Genomic DNA, 23440 nt, shown 5'->3' with positions numbered 1-23440 from the left:
CAAACCGGGATCAGCGCGTCCTGGCGTCGTAACCTCCCATCGTCTGGAGAAGCGCGCGGAAGCGAGGATGATCGCGAATGGCGTTTAGGTCGGAGTCCTGCTCGAACCACTGGAGATGGTAGCTGGAACTCTGCGGCACCACGGTCTCCAGCAAGTCGAGCGCGCGCTCGCTCTCCCCAAGCAACGAATAGACGCAGGCCGCATTGTACTGGGCGACCACATCGTCGGGATCGATCGCCAGGGCGCGAGTCACCCATTCCTTGGCGCGCTCCCCTTCCCCCATATGAGCGAGTGCCAACGCACCGCGATGGGCCGGACTGGCGTTCTCCGGATGCCGTTCCAGCGCAGTCTTGGCCCGCTCGATGCCGATCCGTGCCCAGCGCTGGCGCTCGTCCTCCACGCCGAGTGAAAAATAGCAACCCATCAGGTGAATCGGCGAAAAATAGTCGTCCGGCCGGATCTCGGCCGCTCGCTTGAAGAACTGCACCGCCTCCTGGAACCGCCCCTGCGCAAACAGGAAGCGACCATAGTACAAATTCGCCTCATAGAGCGAAGGGCTAAGCGCCAGCGCCTGGCGGAACTCGCGGCCGGCCTCCTCCGTTTGGCCATTGTGGGTCAATGCCAGCCCGCGGGAGGCGTGTGCCTCCGCCAGATTTGGATCGAGGGCCAGCGCTTTGGCGCTCATGTCGAAAATGCTCTCGAGCGGAAAATCCTTTTCGTGCCAATCCCTGATCGCACACTCGCATTCGGCGATGCCCGCATAGGCGCGGGCATAGTTCGGATCGAGCTCGACAGCCTTCAGGAACATCCGGCGCGCAAGCAGCAGGTAGGATCGGGTCCAGGTATGCGAGAACTGCCGGCCCCGGAGGTAGTAGGTGTAGGCCTCGACGGAGGTGGTCGGATCGCTTTCGATCGCCTTCTTCTCCTCCGGAAGCAACTTGATTTTCAACTGGTCGACGATCGCATGGGTAATCTCGTCCTGGATCGCGAAGATGTCGGTCAGATCGCGATCATAGCGATCGGCCCAAAGATGCCCTCCGGTCTGTGCGTCGATGAGCTGGCCGGTGATGCGGACGCGTTCGCCCACCTTGCGCACGCTGCCTTCCAGAATGAAGCGGACGCCGAGCTCGTGGGCGGCCTGCTTCACCTTCACCGCCCTGCCCTTGTAGGTGAAGACTGTGTTGCGGGCGACGACATGCAGGCGCGAGATCTTCGACAGGTCGGTGATGATATCCTCGGTGATGCCGTCGGAAAAATATTCCTGCTCCGGGTCGCGACTCATGTTTGTGAACGGCAGAACGCCGATCGACAGCTCGTAGCCCGCGTCGAGGGTCGCGTCAGAAGCCTCCGGCTCCTGCCGGGCAGCCGCATCGCCGAGCGCTACCGTATAGACGCGGATGTTCGGAGCGATGTTTTTCAGGCTGTACTCGCCCTTGTCGACGAAGCCGAGATCCAGCCTCGAGCCGACCTGATCGCGCACCGACGAGGACACCGCAATGCCGGAGGGGTCGGCAAGCCCCTCGAGCCGGGCCGCAACGTTGACGCCGTCGCCGAAAATATCCCCTTCTTCGACGATCACATCACCGAGATGGATGCCGATCCTCAGTTCGACGCGCCTGCTCCTCGGCAGGCCCTCGTTGCGGGCGAGCATGCCGCGCTGGATCTCGGCCGCGCAGGCGACCGCATTCACGACGCTCGAGAATTCGATAAGCATGCCGTCGGCGGACAGCTTGACGATGCGCCCCTTGTGTTCGGCGATCTTCGGCTCCAGGCACTCGCGGCGATGCCGTTTCAGCGTGGCCAGCGTCCCCGCCTCGTCGGTTCCCATCAGACGGCTGTAGCCCACGACATCGGCAGCGAGAATGGCGGTCAGGCGGCGTTCCAACAGAGCCTCGATTTTCATCTTGTGGCCGAGCACGGTAATTTAACCTTTTCTTGACTACATGTCGTGCGCAGAGTTCGGGGATTTGGGCGCAACTATAGCCCGGCCCAGCAAAGTTAGCTGTTTCTAAGGGAACGCCGGACGGTCGCGCATTCCATGCGCATGTGATATCCGCGGGAGGAGCGATGCTGGGCCGCCGCCTGCGGCTACGGCCGGGCGAGCACCGTGACCATCATCACGGCGATGGCGAACACGGCGATCTTCCAGAAGTCCCGACGCTGCCTGAGGCCGGGATATCCAAGCGGCTTGATGAGCTGCAAACACATGGCGATGAAGAGGAGAAGCGTCAGTGCCTTCGACATTCATTTGTTCCGGAGAATTCCGCGGCCGAGGTTGCAACGTCATACGGCCGTCACTTTTCGTCGCATAGAGGGCTATTGTTTTCGCCGCCGATTTGCAATGACCGGCGGTAGCGATTCCGGTTGGCATGGCGCCAAGCGCCCCACGACTTGCCGGCCGCAGAACGATTTCGGATGGACGATGAGAAACAACCTGCTCCCCGTCGCCGCGCTGTTGCTCGGCACTCTGTTCCTCTTTCTCGGAAACGGTCTGCTCGGTCTGCTCCTGCCGGTGCGCGGCACGGCGGAAGGATACCCGACCACGATTCTCGGCCTGATAGGCACGTCCTGGGCTTCGGGCTTCGTGCTCGGCTGCTTCTTCGCCCCCAATGTCGTCAAGCGCATTGGCCACGTGCGAGCCTTCAGTGTCTTCACTGCACTGATCGCAATCGTTTCCCTTTTGACGGGCATGATGATCGACCCCATCTGGTGGCTGGCCCTGCGCGCGCTGACGGGTTTCTCGACCGCCGGCACGTCGATGATCATCGAAAGCTGGCTGAACGAACGCGCCACCAATGAAAGCCGCGGCGTCATCTTCTCCCTCTATATCGCCATCACCCTCTTCGGCGTCGTCGGCGGGCAGATGATGATTCCCTTCGGCGAAACGGGCACCACTTTCTTCTTCATGATCTGCGGCATTCTTTACTGCGTCGCGATGTTGCCGACGCTCTTGTCCAAGGCCGCCTCGCCCACGCCGCTGAAACAGGTCCGCCTCGACCTTCGCGGCCTTTATCGCAACTCGCCGGTGTCCTTTCTCGGCATCCTGCTGATCGGCATCGCCAACGGTGCCTTCGGCACCCTCGGCGCCGTTTTCGGCCGTCAGGCGGGCCTCTCCGACAGCACCGTCGCGGCGATGATGAGCGTCGCGATCTTCTCCGGGGCGGTCATGCAACTGCCCGCCGGCCGCATCTCCGACCGGGTCGATCGCCGCTACGTGCTCGCCGTGCTGGCCGGCGTCGGCGCCCTGGCCGGTCTCCTCCTTTTCCTCGTCGAGCCGGGCCAGGTCTGGATCGTGCTGACGCTGATCGCCGTCTACGGCGCCGCCGCCAACGCGCTCTATCCGATCGCTGTCTCGCACGCCAACGACTTCGCCACGGCCGAGGATTTCGTCAAGGTCTCCGGCGGCCTGCTGCTGCTATACGGCATCGGCACGATCATCGGCCCGACGATAGGCGGACCGGTGATGACCGCGACGGGCCCCTATGGCCTCTTCATGATCACCGCCTGCGCGCATATGCTGATCACCGCTTACGCGATCATCCGCAGCCGCCGGCGCGCACCGGTCCCGGTCGCCGAGCGCGAGACCTTCTCGCCGGTCAATGCCGGTGCGCCGACGACTCCGGAAAGCCTGCAGCTCTCCCCGCGCGCGGCACCGTTTGAGGAAGCCCGAGGAGACATCGTCGACGACCCCGAGGAGGAGGAAAGAGCCAATGAGCCTGTTTGACGACGATCAGCCGAAGAAGAAGACCGCGCATGAGATCGGCAGCGACCTTTCGCAGCTCTCCGTCGACGAGCTCACCGCGCGTATCGCGCTGTTGACGGAAGAAATCGCCCGACTGGAGGCGGAGCGCACTCGCAAATCGGCGAGCCGCTCGGCTGCTGAAGGGTTGCTCCGTTGATGCAAAAGTGCAAGCGGCGCGCGGCGGATGGACCCCGCTTAACGGGATATTAGGCATTTTCTGTAATAGTCCGGTCATCCGGTCCTTCCGGACTCAGACATTTTCACCAACTGGCGAATGGGTCTGATTTTCTCCCTGTTTTACCTTGAGAGCCGCCCCGCGCGGCTCTTTTTTTGTTTCGCGACAGGTGAATTCAAAGAATTGTGGAGATTAACCCTTTCTTAAGAATACCCTTGCGCGGAATGCGGTATCAGATCATTCTTCGAGCATAGAGGGGCCTCAAGGAAACTTTTCCCAAAGCCACTTCGTTACCTGACCGTGATGCGTTTTGAACCAGGAAAGACAGGCCATGTCCGAGAGAGGATTGAATACCGTCAGTTTCGCAGGACACGCTGCGTCCTCGGCGCAGTTCAAGGCCCTCTATGCAGAGGGAATGGGCCTTGTCGAGGAGACGGCGAGCTATCTTGACGGACCTGGCCGCGCCGCCTCCAAGGTCTTGCCGCGCATGGCTTCCGTGCTTTACGCCGCCGAGTCGATGCGGCTGACCACGCGGCTGATGCAGATGGCTTCCTGGCTTCTCCTGCAGCGCGCCGTCAACAACGGCGAAATGAGCCGCGAGCAGGTCATGTCGGAAAAGAGCAAGGTTCGCCTCGACAGCTTCAACGTCGACCGCAGCGCGCCTGGATGGAACGACCTGCCGGACTCGTTCCGCGAGTTGATCGAACGCTCGCTCCGCCTGCAGAACCGCGTCGCCCTTCTCGACCGCGAGATCTACCGGCCGCAGGAAGCGACGACCTTCGTTCCGGACAACCAGAACGGCGTCAAGGCCCAGATCAAGCTGCTGCAGACCGCCTTCGGCAGCAACTGACGCCGAAGCCCCTTCTCCCGAGATGTCTCCAGCCCGGCCGTCGTGCCGGGCTTTTGTTTGCTTGGCTGGAAGAAGAGTGCATCGCAGACAACAAAAAAGCCCGGCAGGGCCGGGCTTCACAAACGCCGTATGGCGAGTAATTAGAGGCCGAGGCCTTCGAAGCGCTTCTTGAACTTCGAAACGCGGCCGCCGCGGTCGACGAGCTGCTGGTTGCCGCCGGTCCAGGCCGGGTGCGACTTCGAGTCGATTTCGAGATGCATGGTTGCGCCTTCAGAACCCCAGGTCGAGCGGGTTTCGTATTCGGTGCCGTCGGTCATGACCACCTTGATCGTGTGGTATTCGGGATGGATGCCAGCCTTCATAACAATCTTCCTAGAGTTCCAGGGTCCAATTGTCGCAAGGCATTGCGACTTTCGGACCGAACACGTAAATGAAGCCGCGGACCGCTCTCGGCCACGGCTTCCCAATTCGATGCCGTGCCTATACATGAAGGTCCGCGGGATAACAAGTGCCGCGCGGAAGACTAATCGACCCTCCGTGACAGGCGATCGGGGGTCACGTGCCAAGACAAGAGAACCAAGCGCGCGAGCGCAAGTCCGTCCGGCCACTTGCAGCCGTGCTGCCCTATGTCAAGCGATACCGTCGCTTTGCGATCGGCGCCGCCGTCGCGCTGACGGTCGCCGCGGTCACTACGCTGACGCTGCCGCTGGCGGTGCGCCGGATGATCGACCACGGCTTCTCCAATTCCGATGCCGCCTTCATCAACACCTATTTCACCATGCTGATGGTGCTGGCGATCGTCTTGGCGCTGGCGAGCGCGGCGCGCTACTATTTCGTCATCTCGCTCGGAGAGCGCATCGTCGCCGATCTCAGGCGCGACGTCTTCGCCCGGGTGACGGGGCTTTCCGCTTCCTTCTTCGACGTCAACCAGTCCGGCGAGATCGTTTCGCGCCTGACCGCCGATACGACACAGATCAAGTCGGCGGTCGGCGCCACGGCTTCCGTTGCGCTTCGCAACCTGATCCTCTGTCTCGGAGCGATCGGCATGATGGTCTATACCAGCCCGAAACTGTCGAGCCTGGTCATTGCCGCGATTCCGCTCATCGTCTTCCCGCTCGTCGGCTTCGGCCGCTCCGTCCGCCGCCGCTCCCGCGAGGCGCAGGATACGCTCGCCGCCGCCTCCGCCTATGCCGGCGAGGCGATCGGCGCCACCCGCACGGTGCAGGCCTTCAATGGCGAAGAGAGCGCCAACCGCCGTTTTGGCGCGGCAGTAGAAGAAGCCTACGGTGCCGCCCGTGCCGCGATCCGGGCGCGCTCGGCGCTGACCGCCTTTGCCATCACCATGGTGTTCGGCAGCGTCGTCGCCGTGCTGTGGTTCGGCGCCCGCGACGTCCTCAACGGAACGCTTTCCGCCGGCACGCTCAGCCAGTTCCTGCTCTATTCGGTTTTCGCCGCCGGCAGTCTCGGAGCACTCTCGGAGGTCTGGGGCGAACTCTCGCAGGCGGCAGGCGCCGCCGAGCGCCTCAACGAGCTCCTGAGCGAAGTCCCGCAGATCCGCGCACCCGAGCATCCCGTCGCAATGCCTGCTCCGGCCAAAGGTGCCATCGAGTTCGATGACGTCCATTTCGCCTATCCGGCGCGACCCGACTACAAGAGCCTCAAGGGCCTGACCCTGGCAGTGCAGCCGGGCGAGACCGTCGCCATCGTCGGCCCTTCCGGCGCCGGCAAGAGCACCGTGTTCTCGATGCTGCTGCGCTACTACGACCCGATCAACGGAGCCGTCCTGGTCGACGGCATGGACATCCGCACCGTCGATCCGAAGGATCTGCGCGACCGGATCGCCATCGTCCCGCAGGATGTGACGATCTTCGCCGCCTCGGTGCATGACAACATCGCCTTCGGCACGCCGGAGGCGAGCCGCGAGGCGGTGCGGGCGGCGGCGATTGCGGCGCAGGCCGATGAATTCATCGCAAGGCTCGACCGGGGCTACGACGCGCCGGTCGGCGAGCGCGGCGTGACGCTTTCCGGCGGCCAGCGCCAGCGCATCGCGATTGCCCGGGCGATCCTCAGGAACGCTCCGATCCTGCTCCTCGACGAGGCGACATCGGCCCTCGACGCAGAGAGCGAGACGCTGGTGCAGAAGGCACTCGACGGGCTGATGCGCGAGCGCACCACCCTCGTCATCGCGCATCGGCTGGCGACGGTGCTGAAGGCCGACCGCATCCTCGTCATGGATCATGGCCGCATCGTCGAGGAAGGCACCCACGCCTCGCTGATCCGCCACGGTGGCCTCTATGCCAAGCTCGCGCGGCTCCAGTTCGATCATGGGGCGGAGGGCCTGTTCGTCGCATCCCAGGTCTGAGGCCCCGAGCGTTAACCACTCGCTCGTCGGGCGTGATTGTTTGTCGATCCGCCATTGCCCACGGCAACCACGGCCCTATTGTAAGGGGGCCGGCTGTTGCCGACAGCGCCTTCGATGAGATTGGGAGGATATCCGTATGCCATTTCTACGCATGACCCGCCGCGCCGCCCTTGCCTTCGGCATCGCCACGCTTTCCGCGATGACGCTCGGCAGCCCGGTGCAGGCGCAAAGCTTTCCGGACCGGACGATAACGCTCGTGGTCCCCTTCGCCGCCGGCGGTTCGACCGACGTCGTGGCGCGGATCATCGCCCAGAAGATGTCCGAGGATCTCGGTCAGCAGATCGTCGTGCAGAACGTCGCGGGCGCGGGCGGCAACCTCGGCGCGTCCAATGTGGCGCGCGCCGATCCGGACGGCTACACGATCCTGATGGCGACGGTCGCAACCCACGCCCTCAATCCGCTGATCCTGAAGACGAAGCCCTACGATCCCGAGAAGGATTTCGCGCCGATCTCGCTGCTGGTCATCGTTCCGAACGTCCTGGTCGTCAATCCGGAACTGCCGGCCAAGTCGGTGCAGGAGCTGCTGGCGCTGCTGAAGGCGTCGCCCGATCAGTACAGCTACGCATCCTCCGGTAATGGCACGCCGCTGCATCTTTCCGGCGAGCTCTTCAAGGCGATGGCCGGCGTCGAGATGCAGCACATTCCCTACAAGGGCTCCGGCCCGGCGCTGAACGACGTCATCGGCAACCAGGTGCCGATCATGTTCGACAACCTGCCCTCGTCGTCGAGCCACATCAAGGCCGGGACGCTGAGGGCCCTGGCCGTCACAACGGCCGAACGCGCCCCTTCCTTCCCGGATGTGCCGACCATCGCCGAGTCCGGCATTCCCGGCTACGAGACCTATACTTGGAACGCCCTCTTTGCCCCGGCCAATACGCCTCAGCCGGTGATCGCCCGTCTGAACGAGTCGGCCAACAAGGCCCTCGCCGATCCGGCGGTCCAAAAGCGCATGGAGGAGTTCAGCGCCAAGATCGTCGGTTCGACGCCCGAAGAGCTCGCTGCCCATGTGAAAGCGGAACTGGCCAAATGGACGCCGGTCGTGCGCGACGCAAACGTCCAGATGGATTGACGGGCGACCGGTGTTTGCCCCTCATCCGGCCTGCCGGCCACCTTCTCCCCGCAAGCGGGGCGAAGGGAACCTGCGGCGCCGCCCTGCCCCACCCATAAGTCTGTGGGGCCGACCGCGAGCTCCCACCAGTCCCCTCTCCCCGTCAAAACGGGGAGAGGGCTAGGGTGAGGGGCAATCACACAACGTAACGATAGCAACGCCGTGCCTCAAACCTCCCCGGCCGCGCCCCGCCCCGCGGCACGGCCGGAAAAGATGCAGCCACCCAGGAAGGTGCCTTCGAGCGCGTTATAGCCATGCATGCCGCCGCCGCCGAAGCCCGCTACTTCGCCGGCCGCATAAAGGCCTGGCACCGGCTCGCCGGAAAGCTCCAGCACCTGGCCGGACAAGTTGGTTTGCAGCCCGCCGAGTGTCTTGCGCGTCAGGATGTGCAATCGCACCGCGATCAGCGGCCCGGCCTTCGGGTCGAGAAGACGATGCGGCCTGGCGGTGCGAAGCAAGCGGTCGCCGCGATAGGCGCGGGCACCGCGGATGGCGGTAACCTGCGCATCCTTGGAAAACGGATTGTCGATCTCCCGGTCGCGCGCCTCGATCTGCACCTTGAGATGGTTCACCGAAAGCCGGTTCTCGCCGGTCAGTCTGTTCATCGCCTCGACGAGATCCTCGAGCCGGTCCCTGACGATGAAATCCTCGCCCTTTTCCATGAAAGCCTGCACCGGGCCGGGCGGCTTGGCGCCGAGCCGCTTCAGGAGAAGCGCGATGCTCTTGCCGGTCAGATCCGGATTCTGCTCGGATCCGGAAAGGGCAAACTCCTTCTTGATGATCGCCCGTGTCAGGATGAACCAGCTATAGTCGTGGCCGCTCTCACGGATCGCAGCCAAGGTCCCGAGCGTATCGAAGCCCGGCATGGCCGGCGCCGAAAAACGGTTTCCGTCGGCATCGCACCAGAAGGAGGACGGGCCCGGCAGGATGCGGATGCCATGATCCGGCCAGATCGGGTCGAAGTTCCTGAGGCCCTCAGTGTAGTGCCACATGCGATCGGCGTTGATGATCGAGCCGCGGGCCCGACCGGCGATCTCGAGCATCCGGCCGTCGACATGATGCGGCACGCCGCTGACCATCGAGGCCGGCGGCTGGCCGAGCCGCTTGCGGGGCCAGTTGCGGCGCACCAGTTCATGATTGCCGCCGATGCCGCCCGAGCTGACGATCACCGCGCCGGCGGAAATCTCGAAGTCGCCGGCGACGTCCCGCGCGCTGCGCTCGCCGCGGCTGACCGGATCCGCCTTGAGGATCGCGCCGCGGGCGCCGGTCACGACGCCGTCGGTCGTGACGAGCTCGTCGACGCGGTGGCGGAAGCGGAACCGGACAAGACCCCGGCTTTCCGCCTCCCGCGTCAGCCGGATGAAGGGTTCGAGCACGGCCGGGCCGGTGCCCCAGGTGACGTGGAAGCGGGGAACGGAATTGCCGTGGCCATGCGCAAGGCCGCCGCCGCGCTCGGCCCAACCGACGACCGGAAACCAGCGCAGCCCGAGCGCATGCAGCCAGCGGCGCTTCTCGCCGGCAGCGAAATCGAGATAGGCCTCGGCCCAGAGGCGTGGCCAGTGATCCTCGGGCCGGTCGAACTGCGACGACCCCATCCAGTCCTGGCCGGCCAAGTCACGGCTGTCGCGAATTCCCATGCGCCGCTGCTCGGGACTGTCGATGAAGAAGAGGCCGCCGAGCGACCAGAAAGCCTGGCCGCCGAGATTCTGCTCTCCCTCCTGGTCGAGAACGATCACCTTGCGGCCCAGCGCCGCCGCCTCGGACGCCGCTACGAGCCCGGCAAGGCCCGCACCGATGACCAGCACATCGCAATCCATCAAAGGTGTCTCCCCGATCTCCCCCGACGACTCTTACGCACACGTCAAGGTCAATTCAAGCGGGAGTGCTCGCCTATTTTTCGGTCAGCTTGAGCTCGATGCGCCGATTTTGCGCCCGCGCCTCGAGGCTCTCCCCGACCGCGATGGGCTGGTATTCGCCGAACCCGGCCGCCACCAGGCGGTCGGCTGGAACACCCTTGGAGATCAGGAACTTGACGACCGACGTGGCGCGAGCCGACGACAGTTCCCAATTGTCCGCGAAGCGGCCGGTGCCGGACAGCGGCACGTTGTCCGTGTGGCCGTCGACGCGCAGCACCCAGTTGATCTCGGCCGGAATTTCCTTGGCAAGGTCGAGCAGTGCCGTGGCGAGCTTGGCCATCTCCACCTGGCCTTCAGGGTTCAGGTCGTTGCTGCCCGAGGAAAACAGCACTTCCGACTGGAAAACGAAGCGGTCGCCGACAATGCGGATGTTTTCGCGATCCGAGAGGATTTCCCGCAGGCGCCCGAAAAAGTCCGAGCGGTAGCGGTTGAGTTCCTGCACGCGCTGGGCGAGCGCGACGTTCAGCCGACGGCCGAGATCGGCGATCTTCGCCTGCGATGTCTGGTCCTTGGCCTCGGAAGCCTGCAGCGCGCCCTCGATGGCGGCGATCTGGCTGCGCAGCGCGGCGATCTGCTGGTTCAAAAGCTCGATCTGGCTCATCGCGCGCGAACTGATCTGTCGTTCGTTTTCGAGCTCCGAACCCAGCCGGCCGATCTTCTGATCGGCGGCATCGGCGCTGCCGGCCCCCTGGTCGAGCAGCGCCTGCAGGCGCGATCGCTCGCCTTCCGACTGGGAGAGCGAGGCCTGGAGATTGGCAAGCGAATCCTCGAGGTCCTGCTTGCCGCCCTTTTCGAGAGCCAGTAGCTGGGTCAGTTCGTTGATCTGGCTGTTGAGGCGGTTCAGCACCTCGTCCTTGCCGGTGATCTCCCGCCCCATCAGGAACTGCGCGGTGACGAAGACGCTGAGCAGGAACATGATCGCCATCAGCAAGGTCGAAAGCGCATCGACGAAGCCCGGCCAGTAATTGATCGTCCGCGGAGTGCGGCCCCTTCGGGCGAGCGCCATGGATTACTCGCCCCCGCTTTCGTCGGCGTGACTGAGCTTCGCCTGTGAGGATGTCCTCTCGCTGTTGACGGCGATACGGTCGGCCTGGCCGATGCGCGACGTCAGCCGGTCGAGCGTCTTGCGCATCGACTTGGCCTCCTCCTGCTGCGCCTCGATCCAGTCGCGCAACATCTGCTGCTCGCCGCGCATGTTCTTGACGAGACCCTGGATGCCTTCGGCAAGGCTCGCCATGGCTGCCGTCGTGCGCTGGTTGACGCCGCCGTCATGCGCGAGGCGGGAGAGCTGGTCGGCAACGCGACGCATTTCCTCGGCCGGCGCACCACCGGCCGCCTCGATCGGCGACGAAAAGCCGGAGCCGACATCGGTGACCGATGAAAGCCAGTTTTCAAGCTCCGTGTAGAAGCGGTTCTGGGCGCGGCCCGCCTGGAGATCGAGGAAACCGAGAATCAGCGATCCGGAGAGGCCGAACAACGAGGCCGAGAAGGCCGTGCCCATGCCGGTCAGCGGCGCCGAGAGGCCGCTCTTCAGCGAGCTCAGCAGGTCCTCCGTGGTGCCGGAGCCGGCATCCAGCGATTGGATGACGGTGTTGATCGAGCCGATCGTCCCGAGAAGGCCCCAGAAGGTGCCGAGCAGGCCGAGGAAGACGAGGAGGCCGGCGAGATAGCGCGTAATGTCGCGCGACTCGTCGAGACGCGCCGCGATGGAATCGAGGATCGAGCGGAGCGCGATCGTCGAGATCGCCGTGGTCTGTCGCCCGCCGATCAGCGACCGCATGGGCGCAAGCAGCACCGGATCGCGACCCACCTTGTCGGCACTGCCGGCGGCACGGAACGAGTTGAACCAGCGCACTTCGGGCCTCAGGCCGAGCACGTGGTTGAACGCCAGCAGAATGCCGATCAAGAGCACGCCGAGGATCAGTCCATTGAGACCGGGATTGCCGACGAAGGCTTCGCGAGCCTGCCGGAAAAGGATCGCCGAGACAAAACCGACGATGATCAGGAAGATGACCATCGTCCAGAAATAGGGCATCGGGCTCGAAAGCTTGTGCGGATTAAAGTTCTCCTCCGCCACTTCCTGCCCACGCCAGCCGGACAGACTCAGTTTCGTCATGCGTTTGCCAATCTCCCGGTTTGCGGCATGTCCTCGCGCCTGTCCGCACAGGCGATGGTTGCTGCAACTCTTTGAACTAGCGGACCATTCTCGAAATCAATAGCGATCTTGATCAAACGATGCCGCCGATGGCCGGAGACCACCTCTATCGGCCCGGAGACTAGTGGAACTTTGCGCCAAATTGAAGGGAAAACGGAAGGCCCGCACAGGAATGGCTTCGGTCGGGCGGCGCAAGACCGCCCCCGCATTGCTCGGCTTCAGGCGCGGGCCATCGACTACTTCGTCGGGACCGGGCGATGGATGACGTCGCGCAGCGCCTTGGCGATATATTCGTTGCCGCAGACGATCGAGCCGTCTTCGACCGGCTTCGATCCACCGTCGATGTCCGTTACCCAGCCGCCGGCCTCGCGGATCAACAGGACCCCGGCGGCGATGTCCCAGGCGGCAAGGTCACGCTCCCAGAAGCCGTCAAACCGCCCGGCCGCCACATAGGCGAGATCGAGCGAGGCGGAACCGAAGCGGCGAATCCCGGCGACTTCCCCCATGACGTGGCGAAGTTCGATGAGATATTTGCCGTGATTGCCGCGGCCGAGATGCGGCGTGCCCGTGGCAACCACCGCATCGGAGAGAGCCTTGCGGGCGCCGACGCGCAGGCGCCGGTCGTTGAGGAAGGCGCCGCCCCCGCGCTCGGCCGTATAAAGTTCGTCGGTCGCCGGGTTGAAGACGACCGCGCCGACGATCTCGCCCTGGCGCTCCAGCGCGATCGAGATGGCGAAATGCGGCAAGCCGTGGAGGAAATTGGTGGTGCCGTCGAGGGGATCGACGATCCAGCGATGGGCGCCATCGGTCCCCTTGATCTCCTCGCCTTCCTCGCCGAGGAAGCCGTAGGTCGGGCGGGCCTTCAGCAGCTCCTCGCGGATGATCCGCTCGGCCTTGCGGTCGGCCTGGGAAACGTAATCGCTCGGCCCCTTCAAGGAGACCTGCAGGTTCTGTACTTCGCCGAAATCGCGCGCCAGCGACTTGCCGGCCTTGAAGGCCGCCTGGACCATGACATTGAGAAGGGCAGAACGGGCCATAGGGCAATCCTCTGAAAGCGAAGGCCGGTCGAGCCATCTCGACCGGACATTGAACCTGCTTGACGGTCCGCCCTCGGAAGGGTCGGCGAAGGGACGCAACCGTCGTCAAAAAACCGAGTGAGAAGTCACTCTGTCCGCGCCGCTGGAATACTGGGGGCCTCGGACAAAACCGCGGCTTCAAGACCACAAAATACCCGAAAGTTCAAGCGAAATAGATCGCACCGGTCCGATCGCGGCGCACCATCCTCAGGACGAGCGGAACTTGTTCGCCGCCGCGAGCGCCGATTTCTGCTGCTGGTCGTTGAGGCCGAGATAGAAATCCTCGAGCGCATCGTCCTTGAGCCCGGCCCGGCGCGACAGCACGTACCACTTCGCCGCCTCGATCGGATCGGGTCGCGTGCCGATGGCATTGACGAGGAGATGGGCAAGGCGGTTCTGCGCGACGACATTGCCGCCCTCGGCGGCCCGCTTCATCCAGGCAAACCCCTCGTCGAGGTTGCGGTCGCCGCCGATCCCCTCGATCAGCCAGATCGCCATGTCGAGCTGCGCCGTGTCATAACCGGCGCGCGCCGCCCGGGCTAGCCATTCGCGCGCCCGCGCCCGCTTGCCGTCGTCGACGCCATCGACATTGAGATAGATCTGCGAGAGCGCATATTGCGCGTCGGCAATCCCCTGTTCGGCCGCCTTCTCGTAGTAGGGCATCGCCGCCTTCAGCCCCTTCTGGCCCGGCGCGTCGGCAACGAGCGTCTGCCCGTAGTTGAACTGGGCGGCCGCGTTGCCGAGATCGGCGGCCTTTTTCATCAATTCATCGGCGCTCTTGCGGTCGCGCTTGACGTAGCGCCCCTCCATCAGGATCAGCGCATATTTGAACATCGCCGCCGGATCGCCGTTATTGGCCGCCTGGCCATACCAAAAAGCCGCATCCTTGGGATTGCGGGCGACGCCGAGGCCCTGTTCGAGGATCGATGCGACGAGCGTCTGCGCCGCCGGATCGCCGAGTTGGGCGCGCGGCAGGGCGAGATCCATTGCCGTCAGGTAGAAGCCTCGCTGGAAGGCTCCATAGGCGTCGTCCACCTTGCCGGCGAACGGCTTTTCCGCCGGAAGCGCCGGAAGTTCGGCGCCCATGCGGTCGATGACATTGACGCCCCCGGACGGCTTTTCCTCGACAGCCTTCGGCTTTGCGCCCGGATCGCTCTTCGCCGGCTTTTCGGCGCCCTCCGGCAGCGCTGCACCGTTAAAGGGCGTGATCCGGCCGCGCTTCGGGACGATGCCCTCGTCCGCCGGAGCAGGAGACGGCGGCTGTTCGGCGTGAGCCGGCATGACGGCCAGAACCACGGCGACAGCAAGGGTCGCGGCCCGGATCAATTTCAGGGGGGATCGGCTCAGCATCGCCACGTCTTAGAGCCTTTCATGGCTATCTGGAAACATTCTGCCGGAGCAGGTTTTCGTCAGGGCAGAGGCGATTGCCGAAGGTCGTACCTGAAGGTACGGCCGAGGCGATCGCCTCTGAGCCTGGCGGAAAGATGCCCGGCCCTTCGGGTTGGCTGAAGCGGGCGGCCTGTTTGCTCGGCTGGCTTGGTCGTATGCTTTGGCTACGACGCGCGCCAGCCGAGCAAACATTCCACTTCGCTTGAGCCAACAGAATTGTTTCCAGATAGCCATGAAAGGCTCTAATCTTCAAACCGTGGCGCTTTTTCGTCAAGCAGGGCGTTGACGGCAGCAACCACGGAGGGCGCCTGACCCGGCTCGGCAAAGACGGCAAGCCGAAGCGCAACGAATTCGGCGCCGGCCTCAGCCACCGCGAGCGCCGATTGCGGATCAGTGCCGCCCATGACGATGCAAGGAATTTCGATCATCGATGCCCACCATTCGGCGAGCGCCAGGTTCTTCGGGTGCGCCTCCGGCTTGATGTCGCCGTCGGTGCGGCCGAAGAATACGTAGTCCGGACGGAGCTCGCCGATCGCAAGCGCGTGGTGGCGGTCGGTCGCATTGCCGCCGCCGACGATCATCTTCGGCGTATGCCGCTCGATCGCCTCGCCGAGCACATCCGCGCCGGCCGCAATGTGAAGGCCATCGGCCTTGGCACGACCAGCAACGCGCGTGTCGCCCTCGATCAGCGCCGCGGCGCCTGCCTGCTGGATGACCGGCACCAGCGCCTCGGCCCGCCTTTGGAAATCCGTCTCGTTGAGGCTGTATTGCGGAACGATGACGGATGCGACGTCTCCGCCCTTGAGCGCATCGGCGAGCGCCTTCGCACATTCCGCGATATCCGGCAGATCGGGTGCGATCAAGACGAGGCGGCAGCGGTTATCGGTATTGCTCATATCGTTCGTTCCTGGCGAAGCCGGCTCTACTGCATGTTTCCTTAAATCGTCGCCGATTTAAGGAAAAACATGCAGCAATTCAAAGTGCTACAGCGAGCTTTGTGCGTCCAATAAGACGCACGGCGCTGTAGGGCGGAAATCCGCTACTCGATTTCATTCGGGAAAACCGATAGACGGAGATGACCAAAGGATCAACCGCCGCCCATGCTCCCCGATCTCGACTTCTATTTCGTCGCCGTTCCGGCAGTGCTGCTCGTTGGCCTCAGCAAGGGAGGCATGGGCGAGGCGCTGTCGCTGATGGGCGTTCCGATCCTCTCGCTTGCGGTCTCGCCCGTCCAGGCGGCGGCATTGCTTCTGCCGATCCTCATCGCCATGGACATCGTCTCCCTGTGGATCTGGCGCAAGCACGGCGACCGCAAGACGCTCACCATGCTGCTGCCCGGCGCGCTCGCCGGCATTGCCATCGGCTGGGCGACCTCCGCCTATGTGCCGCGCGATGCGCTGCGGCTGATCATCGGCGCCATCACCGTCGTGTTCGTGCTGCGCTACGTCTACACCGTCTGGCGGAGCCGCAGTGGCGCGGCAATCCTTCCGAAGCAGCATCGTCTGGGTCCGGCCGCACTGTGGGGAAGTTTCGCAGGATATGGCAGCTTCGTCGCGCATGCCGGCGGGCCGCCGTTCCAGATCTACGCCTTGCCGTTGAAGCTCGACCCGCGCGAATATACCGGCACGATCGTACGCTTCTTCGCGACGCTCAACGCGGTGAAGCTGATCCCTTATTTCGCGCTGGGGCAGCTCGACACCAGCAACCTCGTGACCTCGGCGACGCTCTTTCCCCTGGCGATGGTCGCGACGGCCTGCGGCGCCTGGATCGTCCGCCGGATGAAGCCGCAGGTGTTCTATCCCTTCATGTACACCATGGCTTTCATCGCCGGATCGAGACTTGTCTGGGAAGGGCTTACCAGCCTTCTATCCGGCGGCTGACCGCGATGGAATGCTGCAAAGCAATGCGGAATTATCGCATCGCACAATTTTCTTGCCGCCCGGCAGGAATTCGCTTAACGTCCCGCTCATGACGATCGCGGACCCTTTCGATGCCATTGCGGATCCGAACCGGCGTTACTTGCTGGAGGAGCTGCGGCGCGCCCCGAAGACTGTCAATGAACTTGCCGAAGGGCTGCCGATCAGCCGGCCGGCGGTGTCGCAGCATTTGAAAGCGCTGCTCGACTGCAATCTCGTATCCGTATCGACGAGCGGCACCAGGCGCATCTACGCCATCCACAGACCCGGCTTCGACCGCCTCAACCTATGGCTCGACCAGTTCTGGTCCTGAGGCTTCGCGTGGCTCGCCCCGCTCGCGGGCAGCAGGAGGACAGGAAGCCGCCTGCAGAAGCGGACCGGGCTGTGAGCCCGGTCTAGCGATCCGTCATGTTTTGGGATTGTTTTTGACCTCTGTCGCGTCGCTTCAACGAAACGACGCATCCCGAAAACGCGGGAAATACCGTTCGCAATCAGTGTGTCGAGGAACGGAGTCTTTCGATTTCGTCCTTGATGCGCAGCTTCCGCCGCTTGAGTTCGCTGATCAGTTCGTCCTCGCAGGAGGGAGAATTGAGCGCTTCATGCAGTTCCTCTTCCAAGGCGCCATGTTTTTTCTCAAGCGTTGCAAGATGAGCCTCAATGGTCATTGGCAGTCCCTTCCTTTTGCTTGCATCCGCCACGCAAATGCCGGATGTTCCATGGTTGTAACCTTACTAGTGTGCCACGCCATTTTTCATTTGTCGAAGGCGAAATGATGACGTCGGATAACTTCCCGTCACCGCCCAAGATGTGATAGAGCGGCGCAGGAAATTCCGGATCGCGGCGCATACGCGACCGGGCTTATGGGGATCGTATTGCATGCCGGATCAGGACCAGGCCGAACTCAGACTGACCATCGCGCGCCTGAGGCAGGAACATGAAGACTACGACGTCGCCATCAACGCCATGATCGAGACCGGTTGCGACGCCCTGCGCATCCAGCGCATGAAGAAGAAGAAGCTGGCCATCAAGGACAAGATCACCAAGATCGAAGACCAGATCATCCCCGACATCATCGCCTGAAACGGATCCTGACAGACGTGACCGAAACCACGACCCCGCCCGTCGCCATCATCATGGGAAGCCAGTCGGACTGGGAGACGATGAAGAACGCCGCCGACACGCTCGAGGCCCTCGACATCGCCTACGAGGCCCGCATCGTTTCGGCGCACCGCACGCCCGACCGGCTGGTCCGTTTTGCCAAGGGCGCACGCGATGAGGGTTTCAAAGTGATCATCGCCGGCGCCGGCGGAGCCGCTCATCTGCCGGGCATGTGCGCCTCGATGACGCCGCTGCCGGTCTTCGGCGTCCCGGTCCAGTCGAAGGCGCTCTCCGGCCAGGATAGCCTGCTGTCGATCGTCCAGATGCCCGCCGGCATTCCGGTCGGCACGCTCGCGATCGGCAAGGCGGGGGCCGTCAATGCCGCCCTGCTTGCCGCCGCCGTCCTGGCGTTGAGCGACGACGACCTCGCCGACCGCCTCGACGACTGGCGCGAACAGCAGACCGTTTCGGTCGCCGAGTACCCGGTAGACCAGGCATGAAGACCATCGGAATCATCGGCGGCGGCCAGCTCGGCCGCATGCTGGCCATGGCGGCTGCGCGGCTGAATTTTCGCACCGTCATTCTCGAACCGCAGCCGGATTGTCCCGCCGCCCAGGTGGCGAACGCCCAGGTTGTCGCGGCCTATGACGATCCTGAAGGGCTCGACAAGCTCGCCCGGACCGCCGACCTGATCACCTACGAGTTCGAGAACGTTCCCGTCGCCGCGGCCGAGCGGCTGGCATCAGCGCGGCCGGTCTTCCCGCCGCCGAAGGCGTTGGAAGTCGCGCAGGACCGGCTGGTCGAGAAGCAGTTCATCAATGGCTGCGGCATTGCCACCGCCCGTTCCACGCCGTCGACAGCCAGGCGGACCTCGGGGCGGCGCTTGCCGATTTCGACGGCGCCGGCGTGCTGAAGACCCGCCGCCTCGGCTATGACGGCAAGGGGCAGCGCCTCTTCCGCTCCGCGGCGGACGATCCCTCCGGCGCCTTCGCCGCCCTGGGGAACGTGCCGCTGATCCTCGAAAGTCTTGTGCCATTCGAACGGGAAATCTCGATCATCGCCGCGCGCGGCCTCGACGGCGCCACCGCCTGCTTTGATCCGGCGGATAACGTGCATCGGAACGGCATTCTCTACACCTCGACCGTGCCCGCATCGGTCGCAGCCCCGACCGCCGAGGCTGCCCGCAGGGCCGCGACCGCCATTCTCGAGGCGCTCGGCTATGTCGGCGTGATCGGCGTCGAATTTTTCGTGCTTGCCGACGGCAGCGTCGTCGTCAACGAGATTGCCCCGCGCGTCCACAATTCCGGCCACTGGACGGAAGCCGCCTGCGTCGTTTCGCAGTTCGAGCAGCATGTCCGCGCCATTGCCGGCCTGCCGCTCGGCGACCCTTCGCGCCACTCGGACTGCGCCATGCAGAACCTCATCGGCGACGAGATTGCCGAGTTGCCCAACCTGCTCGCCGCGCCGAACGTGCTGGTTCATCTCTACGGCAAAGCTGAGGCGCGCCCTGGCCGCAAGATGGGTCATTTCACCCGCCTTCTCTGAGCCGATTGGCCACAGGATTGCGCGCCGGCCTGTCGAAATCGCGCCGGCCTGCGGTTGACACGATCAGGGCGACAAGGTATGTGCCTGCCTACTTGAAGAGCGCGCTGAATGGCGCGCTTTTGATTGTTCGAATTACCGGGCGAATTTTCGTTCCCCGAAACCTGCGGATCAGGAAAAATGAAGATCAAGAATTCGCTCAAGTCGCTGAAGACCCGTCACCGCGAAAACCGCCTGGTTCGCCGCAAGGGCCGCGTCTACATCATCAACAAGTCGAACCCGCGCTTCAAGGCTCGTCAGGGCTGATGCCCTCGGGCGGCTATGGCCGCCGGCCTGAACGTCGGTCGCTTCGGTGATCCTCATTCACATTTGATTTTGAACTTGTTTCATGGCGGGCTACGATGTCCGCCATGCGCTTTTTTCTGACTTTGATTCTGGCCCTGACCGTCCCTGCAACTGCGGCCCTGTCGCAAGCGGCCAACCCCGCCCCTCAGCCGGAAACGGCCAGTCTCGCGACATCCAAACAACGCCTCGACGCCCTCTTCATGGACCTCAAGAAGGAGCGTGACGAAAACGAGGCGCGCGAACTTGCCGACCGCATTCGCCTCGAGTGGCAGGATTCCGGCAGCGCCACGGTCAACCTTCTGATGCAATCGGCCGACAAGGCGATCACGGACGACAAGAAGCCGGTGGCCCTCGATATTCTCGACCAGGTCATCGCGCTTGCTCCCAATTACGTCGAAGGCTGGAATCGCCGCGCCACACTGCATTTCCAGATGGGCAACTACCGGAAGTCAATGTCCGACATATACCGTGTCCTGGCGATCGAACCCCGGCATTTCGGCGCAATCGCCGGCATGGCGACCATGCTGGAGGCGGCCGGCAAGAACGAGTTGGCGATGCGGGCATGGCAGCAATTCCTCGATGTCTATCCCTCCGACCGCAAGGCCCAGGAGCAATTCGGGGAGCTCGCCGAAAAGCTCGCCGGCAGCCGTACGTGACGCTTGCCGATATGACCGACGCATGCTCCTGACACTTCTGATTCTCGCCACCCTGATCCTTGCGGCTTTCGCCCACAGCCAATGGCAGGCGCACCGGATCGCAACGCGATTCCCGAACAGCGGGGAGATGGTGGACGTCGGCGGTTTCCAGATGAACTGCGTCCATATCCGGCCGGATGGGACGGCGGATCTACCGCCGATCGTGTTCATTCATGGCGCCGGCGGCAATCTTCTCGATCAGTTGCACGCCTTTCAGCCGGCGCTCGACGGCCGTGCCGAAATGCTCTTCGTCGATCGGCCGGGTCACGGTTATTCGGAGCGCGGCGGACCGGCCAATGCTCGTCCGGACGGCCAGGCAGACGCCATTGCCCGCCTGATGGACAAGCGCGGCATCTCCCGGGCAATCATCGTCGGTCATTCTTTCGGAGCGGCGATTGTCGCCAGCCTCGCCCTTCGCCATCCGGAAAGAACCGAGGGGGTCGTGCTGCTCGCCCCGGCGACGCATCCCTGGCCGGGGGGCGTCGACTGGCATATTACCCTGGCGACGCTGCCCCTTGTCGGCTGGCTTTTCGCCAACACCGCCGTCATTCCGCTCGGGCTGAGGCGCATCGACCGGGTCACGCAGACGATATTCTGGCCGAATCCACGGCCGAAAGACTACGTTGCCAATACGGCGCCGCACCTCGTGCTCAGACCAGCCACGTTTCTCAACAACGCCGTCGACGTCGCCAATCTGCACGCTTACGTCACGCAGGTGGCGCCGCGCTATGCGGAGATTTCCGCACCGACGGTGATCATCACCGGCGACCAGGACGAGATCGTCCTTGCCGACATTCATTCCCGCGGACTGGCATCATCCATCGTGGGATCGGAACTGCTGTGGATCGGCAATCTCGGCCATAAGCCGGACTACGTCGTGACCGACCTCGTCGTCGCCGCGATCGAGAAGATCTCCGGCAAGCCGCGTGATCTTCAAAAAATCGCAAGGCGGGCCGAGGCCCGCCTGACGATCAAGGGTCCGACAACGGATCTCCCTTATACGCCGGTGCGCCCGTCCGAGCCGATATAGGCGATGCGCAGCATGTTGGTGGCGCCGGGCGTTCCGAGCGGCACGCCGGCGGAAATGATGATCCGATCGCCCGGCTTGCCGAAGCCCTCGCTGACGACGATGCGGCAGGCGCGATTGACCATGTCGTCGAGGTCGGTCGCATCCTCGGTGACGACGCAGTGCAGGCCCCACACGACGGAGAGGCGACGGGCTGTCTGAACGATCGGCGAAAGGGCGATGACCGGCACCTGCGGGCGCTCGCGGGCGGCACGCAGACCGGTCGCGCCCGACGACGTGTAGGTGACGATCGCCGCCAGATTGAGCGTCTCGGCGATCTGGTGCGCGGCAAGCGAGATGGCGTCGGCACCGGTTGCCTCCGGCGGCGTGCGCTGGGCGTAGATGATGCCCGAATAATGCGGGTCGCGTTCGACGTTGCTGGCGATCGAAGCCATGGTTGCGACCGCTTCGACCGGGTATTCGCCGGAGGCGGATTCGGCCGAAAGCATGACCGCATCGGCGCCTTCGAACACGGCGGTCGCGACGTCCGAGACCTCGGCGCGCGTCGGCACCGGCGAGGAGATCATCGATTCGAGCATCTGCGTCGCGACGACGACGGGCTTGCCGGCACGCCGACAGGCGCGCGTCAGCTGCTTCTGCAGGCCGGGGACGGATTCGAGCGGCATTTCCACACCGAGATCGCCGCGCGCCACCATCAGCGCGTCCGAAAGCTCGATGATCTCGTCGATGCGCTCGATCGCCTGCGGCTTTTCGATCTTCGACATAATCCCGACGCGACCGCGGGCGATCTTGCGGACCTCGGCGAGGTCCTCGGGGCGCTGGATGAAGGAAAGCGCCACCCAGTCGACCTGGCCGGTGGCGAGCACCGCGTCGAGATCGGCCCGGTCCTTGTCGGTGAGCGCCCCGACGCCGAGCAATGTATCGGGCAGGCTGACGCCCTTGCGGTCCGAGATTCTGGTGCCGGAAACGACGGTGGTGACGATGCTCTTGCCGTCGGTCTTTTCGGCCCTGAGATGCAGCTTGCCGTCGTCGATCAACAAGCGGTCGCCAGGCTTCACCGCCTCGAGAATTTCCGGATGCGGAAGATAGACGCGCGTGGTGTCGCCGGGCACGTCCTTGTTGTCGAGCGTGAACGTCTGGCCGATCTTGAGCTCGACCTTGCCGTCGGCGAACTTGCCGACGCGCAGCTTCGGCCCCTGCAGGTCGGCAAGGATGCCGATCGGCCGGCCGCAGCGCGCTTCGACACTGCGAATTCGCTCGATGAGCGTGCGCATCACCTCATGGCTCGCGTGGCTCATATTGATGCGGAACAGGTCGGCCCCCACCTCGTGCAGCTTCTGGATCATCTGCTCCTCGGCCGATGCCGGCCCGAGCGTGGCGAGGATTTTGACTTTTCTGTTCCGTCTCATCAATTCTGGCTTTCCTGCGTGCCGGGCGTATCGGAAAGCTGAACCATCCAGCTCCCCTGCCGTCCCGTGTCATATTCCTTGAATCCCATCCGCTGGAAGCCGCGCGCGAAGCAGTCCTGCACGCCGGCGATCTTGAACTCGTTCTCGGCGACGCACATGTTGATGTCGCCGGTCCAGCGGCCGCCCTTGGCCGCGTCTTCCGCATAGAGGTAGTAGTAGCGGGACTGGAGTTCGCCCTCGATCAGCGTCGCGCAAGTCGTTGCCGGCACCTGCCACCAGCCCTCCGTGACCCAGCCGTCCTTGGCGCGATAGCCGATCGCCACGCCGACCAGCTGCTGCGTCCCGTTGCAGACCCGAAAATCGGCCCGAGCCTCGCCAGAAAACAGAAATGCGCCGGAAATCACCAAGGAATACAGGAGGATAGCTCCTAACGTCGTCGACCCCGGCTTCGCTTTGGAAAAAGGATATCTAGACACGGCTTCCTGCGGAACTCCGTTTTTGAAATTGCGTGGCACTTTCTTGCGACGGCCAGCCGGGAAAGTCAACGCAACTCTAATCGATTATATTTGCCATTC

The 23440-nt window shown here is 63.9% G+C and carries 23 protein-coding genes and 2 pseudogenes; 13 read left to right on the top strand and 12 right to left on the bottom strand.

Annotation, left to right across the window (positions count from 1 at the left end):
- Positions 1 to 10 precede the first annotated feature (10 nt).
- Both N181_RS11470 and N181_RS34020 read right to left on the bottom strand, forming a co-directional pair.
- Positions 11 to 1918 (bottom strand): TPR end-of-group domain-containing protein, encoded by a 1908-nt coding sequence (locus N181_RS11470; protein WP_080577378.1) that lies wholly within the window; start codon positions 1916 to 1918, stop codon positions 11 to 13.
- A gap of 170 nt (positions 1919 to 2088) precedes the next feature.
- Positions 2089 to 2244 carry a hypothetical protein gene (locus N181_RS34020; protein WP_080577376.1) on the bottom strand — a complete coding sequence of 52 codons (156 nt, stop codon included), beginning with the start codon at positions 2242 to 2244 and terminating at the stop codon, positions 2089 to 2091.
- A 178-nt stretch (positions 2245 to 2422) separates the two neighbouring features.
- Here N181_RS34020 and N181_RS11465 point away from each other — a divergent pair, with 178 nt between their 5' ends.
- From N181_RS11465 to rcdA, 3 genes are all read left to right on the top strand, one after another.
- Entirely contained in the window at positions 2423 to 3724 is a 1302-nt protein-coding gene (locus tag N181_RS11465) for an MFS transporter (RefSeq protein ID WP_037393626.1), read from the top strand.
- Positions 3711 to 3899, top strand: a complete 189-nt coding sequence (locus N181_RS11460; protein ID WP_060563388.1) for a DUF1192 domain-containing protein — start codon at positions 3711 to 3713, stop codon at positions 3897 to 3899. Before N181_RS11465 ends, N181_RS11460 begins: the two co-directional genes overlap by 14 nt.
- Positions 3900 to 4248: 349 nt before the next feature.
- Positions 4249 to 4767, top strand: coding sequence for a protease adaptor protein RcdA (rcdA, locus tag N181_RS11455; RefSeq protein ID WP_014329739.1), 519 nt, complete (start codon positions 4249 to 4251; stop codon positions 4765 to 4767).
- A gap of 140 nt (positions 4768 to 4907) precedes the next feature.
- Here rcdA and rpmE read toward each other — a convergent pair whose 3' ends face one another.
- Positions 4908 to 5129 (bottom strand): 50S ribosomal protein L31, encoded by a 222-nt coding sequence (gene rpmE / locus N181_RS11450; protein WP_012709319.1) that lies wholly within the window; start codon positions 5127 to 5129, stop codon positions 4908 to 4910.
- 197 nt (positions 5130 to 5326) lie between these two features.
- Between rpmE and N181_RS11445 the strand changes: the two genes are divergently transcribed.
- Both N181_RS11445 and N181_RS11440 read left to right on the top strand, forming a co-directional pair.
- A complete protein-coding gene (locus tag N181_RS11445; protein ID WP_037393611.1) occupies positions 5327 to 7129 on the top strand; it encodes an ABC transporter transmembrane domain-containing protein in 1803 nt (600 codons plus the stop codon).
- Between the two features lie 136 nt (positions 7130 to 7265).
- The gene (locus tag N181_RS11440) at positions 7266 to 8258 is read left to right on the top strand and encodes a Bug family tripartite tricarboxylate transporter substrate binding protein (protein ID WP_014329741.1); all 993 of its coding nucleotides are present in this window, start codon (positions 7266 to 7268) and stop codon (positions 8256 to 8258) included.
- 206 nt (positions 8259 to 8464) lie between these two features.
- Here the strand turns inward: N181_RS11440 and N181_RS11435 are convergent, their stop codons facing one another.
- The 6 genes from N181_RS11435 to N181_RS11410 form a co-directional block, all read right to left on the bottom strand.
- Complete coding sequence (locus N181_RS11435) at positions 8465 to 10114, bottom strand: FAD-binding dehydrogenase (RefSeq protein ID WP_081318989.1); 1650 nt, start codon at positions 10112 to 10114, stop codon at positions 8465 to 8467.
- Between the two features lie 73 nt (positions 10115 to 10187).
- Complete coding sequence (locus N181_RS11430) at positions 10188 to 11219, bottom strand: peptidoglycan -binding protein (protein ID WP_014329743.1); 1032 nt, start codon at positions 11217 to 11219, stop codon at positions 10188 to 10190.
- 3 nt (positions 11220 to 11222) lie between these two features.
- Positions 11223 to 12329, bottom strand: coding sequence for a MotA/TolQ/ExbB proton channel family protein (locus tag N181_RS11425; RefSeq protein ID WP_037393599.1), 1107 nt, complete (start codon positions 12327 to 12329; stop codon positions 11223 to 11225).
- Between the two features lie 275 nt (positions 12330 to 12604).
- On the bottom strand, positions 12605 to 13405 hold the full coding sequence (locus tag N181_RS11420; protein ID WP_014329745.1) for an inositol monophosphatase family protein: 801 nt from the start codon (positions 13403 to 13405) through the stop codon (positions 12605 to 12607).
- Positions 13406 to 13651: 246 nt separating this feature from the next.
- Positions 13652 to 14794, bottom strand: a complete 1143-nt coding sequence (locus N181_RS11415; protein WP_037393597.1) for a tetratricopeptide repeat protein — start codon at positions 14792 to 14794, stop codon at positions 13652 to 13654.
- Positions 14795 to 15075: 281 nt separating this feature from the next.
- Complete coding sequence (locus N181_RS11410; RefSeq protein WP_037393594.1) at positions 15076 to 15729, bottom strand: thiamine phosphate synthase; 654 nt, start codon at positions 15727 to 15729, stop codon at positions 15076 to 15078.
- Between the two features lie 204 nt (positions 15730 to 15933).
- On the opposite strand from N181_RS11410, the gene N181_RS11405 reads away from it, so the two are divergent.
- Together N181_RS11405 and N181_RS11400 are read left to right on the top strand one after the other, a co-directional pair.
- Complete coding sequence (locus tag N181_RS11405) at positions 15934 to 16713, top strand: sulfite exporter TauE/SafE family protein (RefSeq protein ID WP_060563385.1); 780 nt, start codon at positions 15934 to 15936, stop codon at positions 16711 to 16713.
- A gap of 88 nt (positions 16714 to 16801) precedes the next feature.
- Positions 16802 to 17062 (top strand): ArsR/SmtB family transcription factor, encoded by a 261-nt coding sequence (locus N181_RS11400; protein WP_037389169.1) that lies wholly within the window; start codon positions 16802 to 16804, stop codon positions 17060 to 17062.
- A 178-nt stretch (positions 17063 to 17240) separates the two neighbouring features.
- Here N181_RS11400 and N181_RS31575 read toward each other — a convergent pair whose 3' ends face one another.
- Entirely contained in the window at positions 17241 to 17414 is a 174-nt protein-coding gene (locus tag N181_RS31575) for a YdcH family protein (protein WP_012709330.1), read from the bottom strand.
- Positions 17415 to 17625: 211 nt separating this feature from the next.
- Between N181_RS31575 and N181_RS11395 the strand changes: the two genes are divergently transcribed.
- From N181_RS11395 to N181_RS11370, 6 genes and pseudogenes are all read left to right on the top strand, one after another.
- Positions 17626 to 17829, top strand: coding sequence for a YdcH family protein (locus N181_RS11395; protein ID WP_034855051.1), 204 nt, complete (start codon positions 17626 to 17628; stop codon positions 17827 to 17829).
- A gap of 53 nt (positions 17830 to 17882) precedes the next feature.
- On the top strand, positions 17883 to 18347 hold the full coding sequence (gene purE / locus N181_RS11390) for a 5-(carboxyamino)imidazole ribonucleotide mutase (RefSeq protein ID WP_037393588.1): 465 nt from the start codon (positions 17883 to 17885) through the stop codon (positions 18345 to 18347).
- A pseudogene (locus tag N181_RS11385) lies at positions 18344 to 19392 on the top strand (5-(carboxyamino)imidazole ribonucleotide synthase). The gene purE and the pseudogene N181_RS11385 overlap by 4 nt, the downstream one beginning before the upstream one ends.
- A gap of 177 nt (positions 19393 to 19569) precedes the next feature.
- Positions 19570 to 19695, top strand: a complete 126-nt coding sequence (gene ykgO / locus N181_RS11380) for a type B 50S ribosomal protein L36 (RefSeq protein WP_012709334.1) — start codon at positions 19570 to 19572, stop codon at positions 19693 to 19695.
- A gap of 95 nt (positions 19696 to 19790) precedes the next feature.
- The gene (locus tag N181_RS11375) at positions 19791 to 20390 is read left to right on the top strand and encodes a tetratricopeptide repeat protein (RefSeq protein WP_037393580.1); all 600 of its coding nucleotides are present in this window, start codon (positions 19791 to 19793) and stop codon (positions 20388 to 20390) included.
- A gap of 22 nt (positions 20391 to 20412) precedes the next feature.
- The gene (locus N181_RS11370) at positions 20413 to 21459 is read left to right on the top strand and encodes an alpha/beta fold hydrolase (RefSeq protein WP_037393578.1); all 1047 of its coding nucleotides are present in this window, start codon (positions 20413 to 20415) and stop codon (positions 21457 to 21459) included.
- Here N181_RS11370 and pyk read toward each other — a convergent pair.
- Both pyk and N181_RS11360 read right to left on the bottom strand, forming a co-directional pair.
- Complete coding sequence (gene pyk / locus N181_RS11365; RefSeq protein WP_014329754.1) at positions 21426 to 22865, bottom strand: pyruvate kinase; 1440 nt, start codon at positions 22863 to 22865, stop codon at positions 21426 to 21428. The genes N181_RS11370 and pyk overlap by 34 nt on opposite strands.
- A pseudogene (locus N181_RS11360) lies at positions 22865 to 23239 on the bottom strand (DUF1036 domain-containing protein); the annotation flags it as partial. The gene pyk and the pseudogene N181_RS11360, both read right to left, overlap by 1 nt.
- Positions 23240 to 23440 lie beyond the last annotated feature (201 nt).

The organism is Sinorhizobium fredii USDA 205 (genome assembly GCF_001461695.1).
In the GTDB taxonomy this organism is placed as follows: Bacteria; Pseudomonadota; Alphaproteobacteria; order Rhizobiales; family Rhizobiaceae; genus Sinorhizobium; species Sinorhizobium fredii.
Note: the sequence above shows the minus strand (reverse complement) of the source record. Positions and strands in the feature narration are given on the sequence as shown.